This is a genomic window from Streptomyces scopuliridis RB72, from assembly GCF_000718095.1.
GTDB classification, from domain to species: Bacteria; Actinomycetota; Actinomycetes; order Streptomycetales; family Streptomycetaceae; genus Streptomyces; species Streptomyces scopuliridis.
In genome coordinates this window covers 316,878-332,937 of sequence record NZ_JOEI01000007.1, presented here as the reverse complement: position 1 = coordinate 332,937, position 16,060 = coordinate 316,878, and the positions used below count along the sequence as shown (strand labels likewise).

Sequence of the window (16,060 nt, the reverse complement as noted above, 5' to 3'; positions counted from 1 at the left end):
ACACGGGGGAGTACGTACGTGGCGCATGCGCATCAGCCGTCGATGGCCGAACTGATCGCGCGCCGCCGCAGATTCATCGGGCGGGGCGCCGAACTGAGCACGTACCGCGAGAACTTCGGCTACCCGCCCGAGGACGAGCGGCACCGCTATCTCTTCCATATCCACGGCAACGCGGGCGTCGGCAAGACCTCCCTCGTACGGGAGCTGGAGCGGACCGCCCGGGAGTGCGGCGCGCTGACGGCGTACGTGGACGAGTCCGTCAGCAGCGTCCCCGAGGCACTGGCCGCGATCGCCGAACAGCTCGGCCGGCAGGGGCATCCGCTCAAGCAACTGGACCGGCAGCTCGCCACGTACCGGCAGCGGCGGCACGAGGCCGAGTCGGCGGCCGCGTCGGGCGCCGGTCCGGCGGGCGCCGGTCCGGCGGGAGGGGAGCCTCCCGTTGCCTCAGCCGGGTCCACCGCCGCCGTCACGGCCGGGGTGATCGGGCTCCGTATGGTCCCGGTCGTCGGGGCGTTCGCGGACGTGGTCGACACCCAGCACCTCGCGGCGGGAGCCGACCGGCTGCGGGCCACCCTGAGCGCGCGCTTCCGCAACCAGGAGGACGTCCAGCTCGTCCTGAAGCCGGACCAGGTCCTCACCCCCGTACTGGTCACCGAACTGACCGAGATCGCCCGCTCCGTCCCCTGGATCGCGCTCTTCTTCGACACGTACGAACGGACCGCGCCCTTCCTGGACACCTGGTTGCGCGACCTGATGACGACCAGCACCTACGGCCGGTTCCCGGGCGCGGTCGTCGTGACGGTGGCGGGCCAGCGCCCCTTCGTCGCCGCGCGCTGGGGCGAGTTCGCGGACTTCGTGACGGATCTGCCGCTCGCGCCCTTCACGGAAGGGGAGTCGCGCACACTCCTCGCGGCGAAACGGGTCACGGACGAGTCCGTCGTGGAGGAGGTGCTCAGGCTCTCGGGCGGCCTGCCCGTCCTCGTCTCCACGCTCGCGGAGAACCAGCCCACGGACCCGCACGACGTGGGCGACCCCAGCGCCACCGCCGTCGAACGCTTCCTCAAGTGGGAGCAGGACCCGGTACGGAGGGTCGCGGCCCTCGCCTGCGCCCTGCCGCGCCGGCTGGACGAGGACGTCTTCCGCGCGGTCGTGGCCGAGGACGCGGCGGGGCTGTACGACTGGCTGCGGGCGCTGCCCTTCGCCACCCTCAAGGACGCGGGGGTCTCGTACCACGGCGTGGTGCGCGCCCCCATGCTGCGCCTCCAGCGCACCCGCTCCCCGCGCGGCTGGCGCGAGCGGCACACCGCGCTCGCCGCGTGCTTCGCCCGCTGGCGCGCCGAGACGGAGACGGATCTGCGCGCCGACGAGTTGTGGGAGAGCGCCGAGTGGCGCGCGCTGCGCTTCGAGGAGACGTACCACACGTTGTGCGCGAGCCCGCGCGGCGCGCTCCCCGGGGCGCTGCGGGACGTGATCGAAGGCTGCCGCGAGAGCCCGGCGGCGGCCCGCCGCGCCGCACAGGTACTGGCGGAGGCCGGTGCGGACACCGACGACGAGGCGGCCCGGGAGTGGGGACGGCGGCTGGTGGCCGCCCTCGACGACGAGGAGGAAGGGGTACGGAAGGCCCTCGGCCTGCTGCTCGACCGAGCAGGTCTGGACACCCTGGGCCGCGCGGCGGCGCACCGGGTACGGGGAGCGGAGCTGCGCGAGGCGGGCGAGCACGCGGCGGCGTTGGCCGAGTACGACCGGTCGCTCGCGCTCGACCCGGACGAGCCCAGGGCGTACTACGGCCGTGGCCTCGCCCACCAGCTGAACGGGGCGACCGATGCCGCCCTGGCCGATCTGCGCCGGGCCGACGAACTGGCTCCGGACACGACCTGGATCCTCGAAGAGTACGGGGAGACGCTGCGGATGGCCGACAGGCACCAGGACGCCGTCGATCTGCTGGACCGTGTCCTGGTGCTCGACCCGACCGATGCCTTCGCCCTGGCCTCCCGGGGCGCCGCCCAGCACGCGCTGGGGCAGCACGCCGCCGCGCTGGCCGATCTCGGCCGCGCCCTGGAACTGGACGACGAGTATTTGTGGGCGCTGGTCCGCAGAGCCCGCCTGCTGCGTGACATGGAGGAACCCGACCGGTCCTTCGCGGATCTGGACCGTGCGGTCGAACTGGCGCCGGACAGAGCCTGGATCGCCTCCGAGCGCGGCGAGGCGTACCGACTCGCCTACCGGGACGAGGAAGCGGAACGGGAGTTGACCCGCACCCTGGAGCTCGACGCCGATCACGCCTCGGCTCTGGCGAGCCGGGGGTACGTCCGCCATCGGCTGGGGCGGGACGCCGAGGCGCGCGCCGATCTGGACCGTGCGATCGAACTGGACCCCGAGTACTCCTGGGCGTTGGCCCACCGTGCCGGGCTGCGCCAGGAACTCGACGACCCCACGGGCGCGTTGGCCGACCTGGAGCGCGCCGTCGACGCCGATCCGGACATCCCGTGGATCCGGCTGGAGCGAGGAGAGGCCCGGCTGAAGGCCGGACGGTACGAGGAGGCGGTCGCCGATCTCACCGAGGTGCTGAACCAACGGCCCGACAGCGACTGGGCGCTCACCCAGCGGGGCATGGCCCACCACGCCCTCGGTCGCTACGGTCACGCCTTCGCGGATCTGGACAGGTCCCTGGAGCTCGATCCGAACGGCTCGTGGGCGTACTACTGCCGGGGCAGGACGGCACAGGCCGCGGGCCGCCCGGAACAGGCGTACGCCGATCTCGTGCGGTGCGTCGAGCTGTACCCGGACGCGGACCACGCCCGGCGCAGAGCGGCGGCCATGTGCCTGTTCCTGGGCAGGCCCGAGGAAGCCCTTCGATGGCTGGACGAACTGACCACCGCCGACAACGACGACCTGGACGATCGCTGCGAGGCGCTGCGCCGGACCGGGCAGTGGGCCGAGGCGCTGGCGGTGGCCGAGCGGTACAGCGTCGAGGAGCCGGTGTACGGCACGCTCCAGCGGGCCATGACGGTGACCACGGCCGAGGGCGCGGAAGCCGGGGTCCCGGTGTGGCGGGAGCTGGAGCGACTGCTGTCGGAGGCCGTGGACCTCGCGGTCGAGATGCCCGCGTACGGGGCCATGCTGAGCGCGGCCGTACGGGGGGACTGGGAGGCGCTGGACGCCTCGCTCGACACCCTGTTCGCCCTGGAATACGAGTGGGACGACCTCGCGACCATGGCCTCCCACCTCGAAGAGCTGCTGCGCGCCCCCGGCATCGACACCGTCCACCTGAGCCCCCGGCTCGCCCGGGTCGCCGCCGCGCGCGACGCGTTCGCCGCCCGGTGGACGTAGGAGCCGGAGACCGGGCCGGGGAGAAAAGACCGAAGAGACCCGGCCGCGCTACTTTGGTCGGATGCGCCGCCCCGGCCGCCGACCGTAGCGTCGTACGGTATGACACCACCGTCCCAGACCGAGCCCGCCCGCGCGGGCACGTCCGCGACCGCACGGCTCGCGGATGTCGACGCGCTGCGCGGCTTCGCGCTCTTCGGCATCCTGATGGTCAACATCCCGTTCTTCGCGAGCGGTTACACCCTCCTGGACATATCCGACCCGGCCCGGACCGCGTGGCACGACCATCTCGCCTCGGACGTCGTCCAGTTCGTCTTCGAGTCGAAGTTCTATCTCCTCTTCGCCTTCCTCTTCGGCTACAGCTTCACCCTCCAGATCAACTCCGCCGCCGCGCGCGGGCTCACCTTCCGCCCCCGCTTTCTGCGCCGGCTCGGGGCGCTGTTCCTGATAGGCGTCGCCAACGCGGTGCTGCTGTTCTACGGCGACATCCTCGTCACGTACGCCGTGCTCGGCCTGTTGCTCTTCCTGGTGCGCGGTATCTCGCCGCGCCGCGCGCTGTGGGTGGCGGGGATCATCACCGGCACGATCGCGCTGCTGTTCCTGACCGTGGCCGTCCTCGTGACCGTCATCGACGGTGCCTCCGCGACCGCCACCGCCTCGGAACAGGCCAGGATGCTCGCCGACGGCCGGGCCGGCACCGAGGCGATGCGCGGCGGCCTCGGGTCGGTCATCGGCGAGCGGCTCTCCTCGCTGGGGACCTCGTTCCCGCTGATCCTCTTCTTCCAGGGGCCGTTGGCGTTCTCCGCCTTCCTCGTGGGGCTGGCCGCGGGCAAGCGGCGCGTACTCGCCCAGCCCGCCGGCCATGAGAGGAAGCTGCGGCTCATCCAGCTCATCGGTTTCCCGGTGGGGCTGGCGGGCTCGCTGTTCTACACCTTCGGCGGGGACGACAACCTCTTCGCCGGGGCGGCGCACATCGTGAGCGCGCCCTTCCTCACCGCCGCGTATGCCGCCACGCTCCTGCGTGTGTTCAGGACCGCGCGCGGCGCTCGGCTGGCGGAGGTGCTCGCCGGGCCGGGACGGATGGCGCTGACCAACTACCTGAGCCAGTCGCTGCTCTGCGTACTGATCTTCACGGGGATCGGCCTCGGACTCATCGGCCGCGTGCCGTACGCGGCGGTCCTCGCCATCGCGGTGGCGGTCTACTCCGTACAACTGGTGTGGAGCGCCTGGTGGATGCGGCGGTTCCGGATGGGCCCGGTCGAGTGGCTGCTGCGCGCCGCCACGCATCTGGAACGGCCCGCCATGCGGCTGCGCGAGTCCCCGCGCCGTAGCCCGGCGTCCGTGTGATGCCGGGCTTCGGGCAGGGCCGCGCGGCCAGCGCCACGTAACCCTCACGAAACCTTCGCGCGCCGCCCGGCCGCCCAAAACCGACCTGCCGGGCGACCGCCGCCCATACCGCCCCACCGTGCCCCAGGCAGCGCGAAGCGCGCCCTCAACCCGCTGTTCCCGGTCGATTACAGTGCTGCGCAGTTTGTGCGGTCCGCTCGGAGGCACAGGGGAGGGAGTGGCGCGTGAGCACACCGTCCGGAGCCATCTGGGGCCGTGCGGAACAGCAGGATTTCCGCAGCCGGGTACGGGGCTGTCTGCTCGGCGGTGCCATCGGCGACGCGCTCGGTGCCGGGGTCTCCGCGCTCACGCTCGACGAGATCAGGGCCGCCCACGGGGAGGGCGCCGTCAACGACTTCGTGCCCGCCTTCGGCCGCCGCGGCGCGGTCAGCGCCGCCACGCAGCTGACCCTGTTCACCGTCGACGGGCTGATCCGCGCCCAGGTACGCAGGGACACCGGCGCCTGGCATCCGCCCACCGATGTGCACCGCGCGCATCTGCGCTGGGCGGCGACCCAGCGGGACTGGGGGCCGGATCTGCGCCGTAAGGACGGCGGCTGGCTCGCCCAGGAGGAGTGGCTGTACGCGCGCCGCGACCCGACCATCTCCTGTCTCACCGGGCTCGGCGACACCACCATGGGCACACTCGACAAGCCCAAGAACACCATCGCGCGCGACTCGGGCGCCCTTGTACGGTCCGCGCCGTTCGGGCTGCTCGTGGGCTGGGAGCCGCAGTTGGTGTGCCAGCTCGCCGTGGAGTGCGCCGTCCAGACGCACGGCTCCCCGGGCGCGTATCTGTCCGCGGGCGCCTTCGCCGTGATCGTGCACGCGCTGGCGCGCGGCGAGACGCTGGACGCGGGCGTGCAACGCGCCCTCGCCCAGCTCACCCCGCGCCCGGGGCACCAGCCCGTCTCGGACGCCCTTCAACAGGCGCTGGGCGCCGTACGGCAGGGGATCCCGGGCCCGGAACGGATCGCCGCGCTCGGCGAGGGACGTACCGCCGAGTCGGCGCTCGGCGTCGCCGTCTACTGCGCGCTGGTCGCCGAGGACATCCGCCAGGGGCTGCGCCTGGCCGTCAACCACGACGGTCCGTCGGCGGTGACCGGGACTCTCTGCGGCGCGCTGCTCGGCGCGCTCCACGGCGAGACGGCGCTGCCGCCCGCCTGGCTGGCGGAGCTGGAGGGCCGGCCCACCCTGCTGGAGATCGCGGACGACTTCGCGATGGAGATGACGCAGGGCCCGGCGCTGCACAGCCCGGGGAGCGCGGCCTCGGGGTGGCTGGCCCGGTACCCGCGCGGCTGAAGCGGCTGAGGCGGGGGCCTGACGCGACGGTGCGGCGGGTACGGACGTTACGTACGCCCGTACCCGCCGCACAGCGGTGCCGGAGAGGTCCCCGTGGCCTCAGCCGTCCGAGCCCTTCCTGTCCGTCGTCTTCGCGTCACGCGGCTCCGCCGGCGCCGGCACCCGCAGCGAGGCCGCGGTCAGACCCGAACCGTCGCCGTCGCCCTCCCCGTTGATCCGGGCCAGCAGCACCTCGCGCTCGGGGGACTCCTCCGGCTTCAGGAAACCGATCACGATGTAGAGCACCAGCGAGACCGCGAGCGGGACCGAGACCTGGTACTGGAGTGGCACACCGCCCTCGACGGCCCAGTTGATGGGGTAGTTGACCAGCCAGAAGGCCAGCAGCCCCAGCGCCCAGCTGGTCAGCGCCGCGGTCGGCCCCGACCTGCGGAACGGCTTGAGCAGACCGAGCATGAACGGGATCGCGATCGGACCCATCAGACCGGCCACCCACTTGATCACGACGGTGATGATGTCCTTGAACGTCGGCGAGTTGACCTGGGTGGCGATCGCCATCGACAGCGCCAGGAACGAGATCGTCGACAGCCGCGCCGCCAGCAGCCCCGCCCGCTCCGACCAGCCGCGCGCCGCCTTCGAGATGACGGGCGCGATGTCCCGGGTGAAGACCGCCGCGATGGCGTTGGCGTCGGAGGAGCACATGGCCATGGTGTGCGAGAAGAATCCGACGATGACCAGGCCCAGCAGACCGTGCGGCAGCAGCTGTTCGGTCATCAGGGCGTACGAGTCGGACGCGTCCGGCTTCTGCGCCTCGACGAGCAGCGGCGCGCACCACATCGGGAAGAAGAGGACCAGCGGCCAGACGAGCCAGAGGATGGCGGAGAGCCGGGCCGAGCGGGTCGCCTCCCGGGCGTTGGCCGTCGCCATGTAGCGCTGGGCCTGGTTCCACATGCCGCCGTTGTACTCGAACATCTTGATGAAGAGGAACGCCAGCAGGAACGTCACGGTGTACGGCCCGGCCGTCGGGTCGGCGTGCCCCTCGGGGAGCTTGTCCCAGACCGTCCACAGGGCGCTGAAGCCGCCGAGCTTGCCCATGACGGCGACGAGCATCGCGATACCGGCGAAGAGCTGGATGATGAACTGCCCCAGTTCTGTGAGGGCATCGGCCCACAGACCGCCGACGGTGCAGTAGATGCCGGTGATGACACCGGTGATGAGGATGCCCTGGTTGAGGGAGATCCCGGTGAAGACGGAGAGCAGGGTGGCGATGGCCGCCCATTTGGCGCCCACGTCCACGATCTTCAGCAGCAGCCCCGACCAGGCGAGCGCCTGCTGCGTCCTCAGGTCGTAGCGGTTCTTGAGGTATTCGAGCGGCGACGCGACATGGAGCCGCGAGCGCAGCCGGTTGAGCCGGGGCGCGAAGAGCTTGGCGCCGATCCCGATACCGATGGCGATCGGGAGGGACCAGGTCACGAACGAGGTGACACCGTAGACATAGGCGATGCCCGCGTATCCCGTGAACATCACCGCGCTGTAACCGGACATGTGGTGCGAGATACCGGAAAGCCACCAGGGCATCTTGCCGCCGGCGGTGAAGAAGTCGCTGACGTTGTCCACGCGCTTGTGCGACCAGAGGCCGATCGCGACCATCACACCGAAGTATGCGATGAGCACGATCCAGTCGAGGCTGTTCATGTGCCCCCTCCAGGGGTCCGCCCTATGAACGTCGAGTGCTCTTCGTCAGTTCGTCCGGTCGGCGGGTTCCCCGTGCGGGAGCGGGGACTTCGGGGATTGAACCGCCTGGCGCGACGGCTGGTCAAGAGCTTCGCCGGTCATAAATGTGAACTCAAGTCAGAAAGCCGAACCATTTTACTTGTTCTTGACCTGTCGGGGCGTTGTCGTGAACGTGACGGCGCCCACACGATGAGCGAGCACTTCGTCAGGCTTCGGCCACAACGAAATGACCGCAGGGGATGCGGGTCCCATGCGGCCGGGAGGGGGAGTGAAAGAAGAAAATGCCGGGCACGGCCGAGCCCCCTCGGCCAGGACGGCGGACCGGTCGAGAGGGCTCTATCAGTGGTGCGGGTGCAGGGCGCCGAATGACCTCAGCCGAGGTCGAAAGCGCCCTTGTTCATTTCCTGCACGAAGGCATTCCATGAGGTGGGGACGAAGGAGATCGAGGGCCCTTCGGGGGCCTTCGAATCCCGGACGGCAATGGCCTGGACGACGGGGGACTTGACCTCTACGCACGCGCCGTTTCCGCCGGAGTACGAGGACTTGATCCACGTGTCCGTAGCGCCCTGAAGAATTGCCATGTTCGCTCCGGTTTCAGCAATGGGTGTGAAATAGCGCCAACTTCCTGCTGGCATGATCGACGCTACTAGCCCCACTCCATGGGCGGGACGGGCGTTCACTCGTCCTGATGGCTTATCCCTCGGGAGCCTTCCGCTTCCAGGTAGCGGAGGTGTACCTTCCCCTCGCTCCGGACGGGAAAGTCGGCGTACTCGACATTTCGCGCAAATGCCTTGGTGGCAGGCCCCGTCGGAGCCGCCGGCCGGCCGCCGGCGGCCGTCATGCCGGACCCGGCAGCCGGTATACGGTCCGACGGCCCGCTAGCGGGCGTATTCCTTGGCGATATCCGCGATGAACTGCCGGGTCTGATCGGCGTTCAGCGCCTGTGCGCGCAAGTGCTCGTACATCACGCTGTAGCGCTGCACATCATTCGCCTTCTCCAGATAAAGGTCGCTCGTCACGCCCTCGATGTAGACGACGCTGGAGTCCGAGGCGTCCGGGAATTCGAGAATCGCGTAATGCCCGGTGATCCCGGGATGCGCGCCCATGTCGAAGGGCAGCACCTGCACCGTCACATGCGGGAGCTGTGACTGCTCGACGAGATGTTCCAGCTGCTCGCGCATCAGCTGCCGGTCGCCGACGCGCCGGCGCAGCGCCGCCTCGTCCACCACCGCCCACAGCCGCAGCGGGTCGTCGGGCGTGCTGATGCGGTCCTGCCGTCGCAGCCGTACCCCGACGCGCTTCTCGACGTCGAGCACCGGGGATTCGGGCAGCGCGCCGTTGATGAGCGCCTCCGCGTACGGCCGGGTCTGGAGCAGCCCGGGGACGACCTGGGGCTCGTACACCCGCAGGGACGCCGCGTCCGTCTCCAGACCGATGTAGACGCTGTACGGGATGTCGCCGAAGGCGTGCCACCAGCCCTGCTGACGGGAGTCCTTGGCCATTTGCATCAGCGAGTCCACGATGCGCTGGTCCTCGACCTCGTACACCCCGCAGAGGTCACGGACATCGCGCTGGCTGATGGAACGGCGGCCGTTCTCCAGACGGCTGATCTTCGACTGGGAGACCAGCAGGCGCTCCGCCACCTCCTCGGCCGTCATGCCCTTCAGCTCGCGAAGCCGGCGCAACTCCTGGCCCAATCGGCGTCGCCTGACGGTGGGATTGACGTTGGACGCCACGGAAACTGCACCTCCGGCTGCGTAGCTGTACGTATCTACTGCTCAGCAGACTGCCACCAAATGCCGTGACTGCGCTGGAAAATGGCCACAGAGGCGAATGGGCCGGTCTGCGCGGTTCCCCGCGCGCCGGTGCGAGCGCCTCCGCGCCGGGACGGGCTCCGATCCGCCCCGGACCCGCCCCGGACCCACCCACGCCGCCCCACAGGCCGTCAGAGGGCCGTCAGGGAGCCGTCAGAGGGCCATCAGGGGACCGATACGCGACGCGCGGGGCAGCCAGACTGATGTCGTCTGGCTGCCCCGCGCGTTTTGTGCGGCTCCCGAACCGGCTCTGGGGACGTCGGTGCGGCGGACTGCGGTGTTGGCGGTTCCTGCGGTTCCTGCGGGTGTTGATGGTGTGACGGGTGTGCGGGTCGTTCAGTGCGCCGGGACGCGAGCCATGCCGCCGTGGTGCGGCTGCATCGGCACGGCCCCTGGGGGTCGTCCGCCACCCGGGGCGCTGGGGGCGCCCTGGGCGGGATTACGGCGTGGCTGTGCGCCCACACCGTTCTGGACGTCCATCACGGCGTGCGCCACGAGACCGCCCATCGGGTCATGTCTGATCAGGTCCCGGAGCCGGGAGCGCGACGAGCGCCCCTCGTTGCCGGGGTAGAGGTGCTTGCCGAGTCCGACCGCGTGGGCCAGCGCGGCGAGCGCCGCGGTCCGCGGGTCCGGCGGTACGCCGGTGCGGATCGCACTGTCCAGCCGGGACCTGATTTCCCGGCTGATCGCCGTCTCCGTCGCCTGGTAGCGAGTCGTCGGCAGCACTCCGCACATCTGGCCCGCCACGGCATGCACCATGCCGCATCGCTCCAGATGCGAGAGATAGGTCTGGCGCAGCCCCAGTCGGGGCCCGCCGATCCAGTGGACGGCCCGGACCGGACTGCCGCGTCTGCGCAGCAGCTCCAGTGCGGAGTCCAGAGTCGGATCTCCGGTCGGCCGTGGCATCACCACGGCGATACGATCCCCGTCAGGGGCTATCCGTCCTGCCAGAGCCAGCTCTACTAGCTGTGCTCCGGCCAGGCCGAGGTCGAGCGACTGCGGCTGCGCTGTGGTACCCGTGGCCGGGTCCAGAGCGAGCAACAGAAGCTCCTCCGGAATTGTTCTGCGGCTCCTGCCCATCCATGCCTCCCCGCGTGGATGAATGACAGGGTGACCCCTCTCACATTGGTCTGTCGAGGGTGCCTGGGTGCTTTGTGCGGGAACCGTTATGTATGTCGTTCTCGTCTAGCACGTTGGCCGAGGTCTCAGAGCAGGACACTGATAGATGCTTCGGACAGTGCGGTACGTCGGATGAGACATGAAGGAGACACGGTGGCGGGCGAGTCCCCCGGCAAGTCGGATCAGCGGAAGTCATCGGGGGAGACGGCTCCGGGAGAGCGGGATCCGCGGCTCGCGGTCTTCCGTGAACCGGCGACAGGGGCGGCGGACGCGGCGGAGCGGGACTCCGGATCGGCGGTGTCGACGAAGGTCGCGATCGCAAATCGCACGGAGGAGTCCGAAGAGCCCGAGGAGACCGAGGACGCGCACGAATCGGACGGTGGGCGCATAACTCCGGACGCCGGGCCGCCGAAGGCCGAGCCCGCGAAGGCGAAGGCGGAGGACGCGGACGTCGACGCCGACGCCGACGCCTCGGAGGGTGCGGAGGAGCCCGTATCCGCGGATGCCGATGCGGCGAAGGCCGACAAGCCCGACAAGGGTGATGAATCCGAAGAAGCCGAAAAAGCGGACGAGTCCGGCAAGGGTGGCAAGGTCCCCTCCTGGGCCACTGCCAAGAAGGGCACCGAGAAGGGCACCGACGCCCCCGCCGCGGACGCGCAGCCCGTCGACCGGCCCACCGCCGTCTTCAAGGCGCTTCCGCGGCCCGCCGTCGACCAGCCCACCACCACGCTCAAGGTGCCGGAGAAGCGCGAGGAGAAGGCCGAGGAGAAGCGCGAGGAGAAGGCCGAGGAGAAGGCCGAGCCCGACGAGAAGCCCGCTCAGAAGCCCGACGAGAAGCCCGAGTCGGCCGCCGAGCGGACCAGCACGTTCGTACCGCTGCGCCGGGACGACAAGCCGGCCGCCCCCGCGTCACCGCCCCGGCCTCCGTCGCCGTCCCCGTCGCCGTCCGTTTCCCCGTCCGTGCCCACCGCGCTCCCCGAGGCGGCCGAGCGGACCAGGCAGCAGCCGATGCCGCCCATGCCGCCGCTCGATCTGCTGGCCGAGCTGACGAACAAGCCCGCCCCGCCCGAGACTCCGGTCCGTACGGCCGTCCGGCGGGTCAAGATCTGGACGCCGCTCGTCGTGCTCGTTCTGATCGTCCTCGCGGTCGTCCAGGCCGTACGGCCGCTTCCGGCGCCCACGCTCGCGCTCTCCGCCGACCCCACGTTCACCTTCGAGGGCGGCAAGCTCGACATGCCGTGGCCCGACGAGGGCCAGGGCGCCGTCGAGGTCGAGGGCGTCGGCACGATCGGTACGTACGGGCAGCAGAAGCCCGCGCCGATCGCGAGCGTGGCGAAGGTGATGACCGCGTACGTGATCCTCCGGGACCACCCGATCACGGGCGAGCAGGTGGGCCCGAAGATCGAGGTCGACAAGAAGGCGGGCGAGGAGGCCAACCGCCCCGACGAGTCGACCGCGCCCATAAAGGAAGGGCAGCAGTTCACCCAGAAGCAGATGCTCCAGCTGCTGATGATCCCCTCGGGGAACAACGCGGCCCGGCTGCTGGCCCGTTGGGACGCGGAGTCGGAGCCGACCTTCGTCGAGAAGATGAACGCCGCCGCCAAGGACCTCGGCATGACGAACACGACGTACACGGACCCGAGCGGTCTGGAGTCCTCCACCGTGTCCACCGCCACCGACCAGCTGAAGCTGGGCAAGGCGGTCATGCAGAACGATGTCTTCCGCGAGATCGTCAATCTGCCCCAGGTCGAGATCCCGGGCATCGACAACCTGATCATCAACAACAACTCGATCCTGCTCGAACCCGGCGTGAGCGGGATCAAGACCGGCTCGTCGACCCCGGCCGGCGGCAATCTGCTGTGGACCGCCAACACGATCATCGACGGCCAGAACCGCCGGATCGTCGGCATGGTCATGGGCGCCCAGAAGGGCGTGAAGCTCTGGGACAAGCTGGAGCTGGCGATCCAGAACAGCCTCAAGCTGATCAAGACCGCCCAGGACGGCGTCACCTCCACGACGGTCGTCAAGAAGGGCGATGTCGTGGGGTACGTGGACGACGGGCTCGGCGGCCGGACGCCCGTGGTCTCCACCAAGGACCTGAAGGCGGTCGGCTGGGCCGGTCTCCAGGTGAAGCTCAACCTCACCGAGGGCAAGGAGACGGTGCCGCACACCGCCGCCTCCGGCACGGTCGTCGGGGAGGTCACCGTCGGCACCGGTACGGGCAAGGTCTCCGCGCCCGTCGCGCTCCAGGAGGACCTGGCGGAACCGGGCCTCGGGGCGAAGCTCACCCGGATCGGCTGATCCGCCGGACGCGTGTCCGTGGGCCCCTCCGGGGCCCGGCGGCCGGGGAAGGCGCCGGAAATGGCGTCCTCCCCGGCCGCCGTCACGTGTTAGCGTCCCGAAACGGACCATCTGCATGAGGCACCCGCTCGGCCGGCCGCCCGGGCAACGCCGGACGCGGGGAGGGCGTCTTGCAGGATGTCGGGGGTCGGCACACCGGGTGGGACAACGGTGAGACGGAAAGACGTGGAGAGCCGCAGTGACCACCACTGAGCCGACGCACGCCGACGGCGTCACCTCGCCCGACGGTGTCGCCCCGCCCGGGGGTGTCGCCTCACCCGAGGACGTCATCCCACCCGCCGAGCGGGACGCCGACCGGCCACGAATACAACTGGCCGCGCAGCGCGACGCCGAGCGGCCAGAGGGCCTCCGGGGGCGGGTGGCCCGTCATCCCGTCCTCTTCACCACCGCCGTCGCCGCCCTCACGCACGTGCTGTGGTTCCTCTTCTTCGCGAACAGCGGCGGCGACATCGCCGCACAGGACGCCTGGGCCGAGTTCGTCGGCCGGCACCCGGACTCCGCGTACAACCTCGCCTGGTACGGCGGGATGCATCCGGTCTCGTACAGCGTGGTCTCGCCGTATCTGATGTCCGTCCTCGGCGTCCGTACGACGATGATGATCGCCGGGACCGTCTCCGCGGCTCTCACCTCACTGATCCTGGTCCGGGTACGGGCCGTCCGTAACCCGGTGGCGTGCTCGCTCGCCGGGGTCTTCGCGTTCCTCTGCAACGCGCTGTCGGGGCGGGTGACCTTCGGCCTCGGCATGATGTTCGCGCTCGGCGCCGTCGCGGCGGTGTTCTGCTGGCCGTACCGCTGGCGGACGAAGCGCTGGGCCAAGGCGGTCGCCGCCGCCCCGCTCGCCGCTCTCGCGACCGCGGCGAGCCCGGTGGCCGGGCTGTTCCTCGGGGTCGTCGCGGCGGCGCTGTTCCTCAACAAGCGGCGCCCCGGGGCGTACGCGCTCGGTCTCGCGCCGGCCGCCGTGGTGGCGCTCTCCTCCTGGCTGTTCCCGTTCTCCGGGACGCAGCCGATGTCGGTGGGGACGGCCTCGCTGCCCTTCCTCTTCGCGGTGCTCGTGTTCGTGCTCGTCCCCAGGGCGTGGCGTACGGTCCGGGTCGCCGCGGCGGTCTACGGCGTCGGGGTGCTGCTGACCTATGTGATCGATTCGCAGATCGGGTCCAATGTCTCCCGGTTCGCGATGGTCATAGCGGGCGTGGTGCTGCTCGCGGCCCTGCCGTACGCGGCCCCTCGGTCACGCCGCTGGTACGCGCTGGTGCTCGCCTTCGCCGGGCTCAACTTCTGGATAGGTTTCAAGGGCGTCGACGACATGGTGCGTACGGCGCCCACCGCGTCCTGGACACGTGAACTGGCGCCGCTGGTCAACCAGTTGCAGCGGACCGGCGCGGCCAAGGGCCGGGTCGAGGTCGTACCGGCCAGCAGCCACCGCGAGGCATCCGCGCTCGCCCCGTACGTCAATCTCGCCCGCGGCTGGAACCGCCAGGCGGACATGGAGCGCAACCCGCTCTTCTACGACGACACCCTGACCGCCGAGAGCTACCGCGGCTGGCTGGACCGCTGGGCCGTGCACTACGTGGTGCTGCCCAAGGGCAAGCCCGACTCCGGCGCGGGCCTTGAGGCCGAACTCGTCCAGAAGGGCCTGCCCTATCTGGAGCATGTCTGGGGCGACGCCAACTGGCAGCTCTTCGCCGTCGAGGACCCGATGCCGCTGGCCGATCCGCCGGCGACGGTCGACCGGGCGGGCGCGGGCGAGCTGACCATCCATGTGAAGTCGGCCGGACGGGTGCTGATCCGGATCCCGTACTCGCCGTGGCTCGGTCTCGTCGACGAGGAGGGCAAGAGCGTGCTCGGGGGGGGGGGGGGGGGGGGGGGGGGGGGGGGGGGGGGGGGGGGGGAAAAACCGTAGTTTGGTTTCCCCCCCCCCCCCCCCCCCGCCGTACGTCAGAGGCGCTTCGCCGCCCGCAGCAGCCCCGCGTAGAAGCCGTTCCCGTCCAGGCGCGAGGTGCCGCCCTGGTCGCCGATTGTCGGGCCGTTGACCTCTTTGCGGCTGGAGACGAAGATCTGGTGGCCGTCGGTGTCGTTGCCCACGTACAGGCCGACATGGTCCATCCGGTTCCCGGTCCGCTTGTCCATCTTGAAGAACACCAGGTCGCCCGGCTGGAGCTTGCTGGTGGACTCCGGCCGCGTGTACCAGGGGGCGGGGCCCTGCAGCTTGTAGATGTCCACGCCGACGTCCGAGCGCGTCATGCCGTTGGCGGTGCGCGGCAGACCGTCGCCGGCCTTGTCGGTCCCCATCAGCGGGTAGCGGGCGCGATAGCCGAACACCGTCCGGATGAAGCCCGAGCAGTCCAGCGCACGGTACTTCGGCTGCTCCGGCTGCATGGTGGTGCCGTCCCGGAAGGTGTACGGGATGCCGAGGTAGTCGTAGAAGTCGGACTGCTCCAGGCGGTTCGTGGGATTCGACTCGTCGATCGGTCCGAAGTACGCGTCGCCCGCGTACGGAACGCCCTCGTCGTCCTTCTTGATGGGCGCGCCCTCGGTGTACTGGAAGGCGAACGCGAAGATGTCGTCCTCCTCGCTGCCGTAGTACTCCTTGAACCAGTCCTTGAACCACTTCTCCTTCTCGGCGCCCTTCTTCCACGCCTCCGGCATGAGCCGCACCCAGTTCTCGGTGACCACCCGGGACTTGGTGTTCGTCGGCTCCTCGAACGTACGGCTGGGGCCGGTGAGGGTCGCCGTACGCGCGTCGTCGGTGAAGGTGGCGAGGATGTCGCCGTCGCCGCCGCGCAGCACCGAGCGTGCCGGGTTCTGCAGCCGCTCCCAGGTCTGCTCGCCGGCCGTGCTCCCGTTCCCGGACGTCAGCGCGGGGATGTCGGTGATGGCCTGGACGGCGGGCGCCTTCGCCTGCTCGTCCTTGCGGAGTTCAACGGTGAGATAGGCGCTGCCGGCCAGCAGCGCGAGGACCGTCGCGGCATGCAGGACAGGACGGCCGCGCTTGGACTTGGCACTCATGAGGATTCGGCTCCC

General features: G+C 70.4%; 10 protein-coding genes. 5 read left to right on the top strand and 5 right to left on the bottom strand.

The window, feature by feature from the left end:
- Positions 1–18: 18 nt before the first annotated feature.
- The 3 genes from IF11_RS0110530 to IF11_RS0110520 all read left to right on the top strand — a co-directional run bounded on the left by IF11_RS0110530 (position 19) and on the right by IF11_RS0110520 (position 6,014).
- Positions 19–3,330, top strand: coding sequence for a tetratricopeptide repeat protein (locus IF11_RS0110530; RefSeq protein WP_240627553.1), 3,312 nt, complete (start codon positions 19–21; stop codon positions 3,328–3,330).
- 99 nt (positions 3,331–3,429) lie between these two features.
- Entirely contained in the window at positions 3,430–4,674 is a 1,245-nt protein-coding gene (locus tag IF11_RS0110525; RefSeq protein ID WP_030351243.1) for a DUF418 domain-containing protein, read from the top strand.
- A 224-nt stretch (positions 4,675–4,898) separates the two neighbouring features.
- Positions 4,899–6,014, top strand: coding sequence for an ADP-ribosylglycohydrolase family protein (locus IF11_RS0110520; protein WP_030351242.1), 1,116 nt, complete (start codon positions 4,899–4,901; stop codon positions 6,012–6,014).
- Between the two features lie 99 nt (positions 6,015–6,113).
- Here the strand turns inward: IF11_RS0110520 and IF11_RS0110515 are convergent, their stop codons facing one another.
- From IF11_RS0110515 to IF11_RS0110500, 4 genes are all read right to left on the bottom strand, one after another.
- The gene (locus IF11_RS0110515; RefSeq protein ID WP_030351241.1) at positions 6,114–7,706 is read right to left on the bottom strand and encodes a sodium:solute symporter family protein; all 1,593 of its coding nucleotides are present in this window, start codon (positions 7,704–7,706) and stop codon (positions 6,114–6,116) included.
- Positions 7,707–8,116: 410 nt separating this feature from the next.
- Positions 8,117–8,326 carry a DUF397 domain-containing protein gene (locus IF11_RS0110510; RefSeq protein WP_030351240.1) on the bottom strand — a complete coding sequence of 70 codons (210 nt, stop codon included), beginning with the start codon at positions 8,324–8,326 and terminating at the stop codon, positions 8,117–8,119.
- A gap of 297 nt (positions 8,327–8,623) precedes the next feature.
- Positions 8,624–9,481, bottom strand: a complete 858-nt coding sequence (locus IF11_RS0110505) for a helix-turn-helix domain-containing protein (RefSeq protein ID WP_030351239.1) — start codon at positions 9,479–9,481, stop codon at positions 8,624–8,626.
- Positions 9,482–9,895: 414 nt separating this feature from the next.
- The gene (locus IF11_RS0110500; protein WP_030351238.1) at positions 9,896–10,639 is read right to left on the bottom strand and encodes a GOLPH3/VPS74 family protein; all 744 of its coding nucleotides are present in this window, start codon (positions 10,637–10,639) and stop codon (positions 9,896–9,898) included.
- Positions 10,640–10,831: 192 nt separating this feature from the next.
- Between IF11_RS0110500 and IF11_RS0110495 the strand changes: the two genes are divergently transcribed.
- Entirely contained in the window at positions 10,832–12,979 is a 2,148-nt protein-coding gene (locus IF11_RS0110495; protein ID WP_030351237.1) for a D-alanyl-D-alanine carboxypeptidase family protein, read from the top strand.
- Positions 12,980–13,217: 238 nt separating this feature from the next.
- A complete protein-coding gene (locus IF11_RS0110490; RefSeq protein ID WP_425315188.1) occupies positions 13,218–14,939 on the top strand; it encodes an MFS transporter in 1,722 nt (573 codons plus the stop codon).
- A gap of 35 nt (positions 14,940–14,974) precedes the next feature.
- Here the strand turns inward: IF11_RS0110490 and IF11_RS0110485 are convergent, their stop codons facing one another.
- Positions 14,975–16,045: a C40 family peptidase gene (locus IF11_RS0110485; protein ID WP_030351235.1), complete on the bottom strand. Its 1,071-nt coding sequence runs from the start codon at positions 16,043–16,045 to the stop codon at positions 14,975–14,977.
- Between the last annotated feature and the right edge of the window lie 15 nt (positions 16,046–16,060).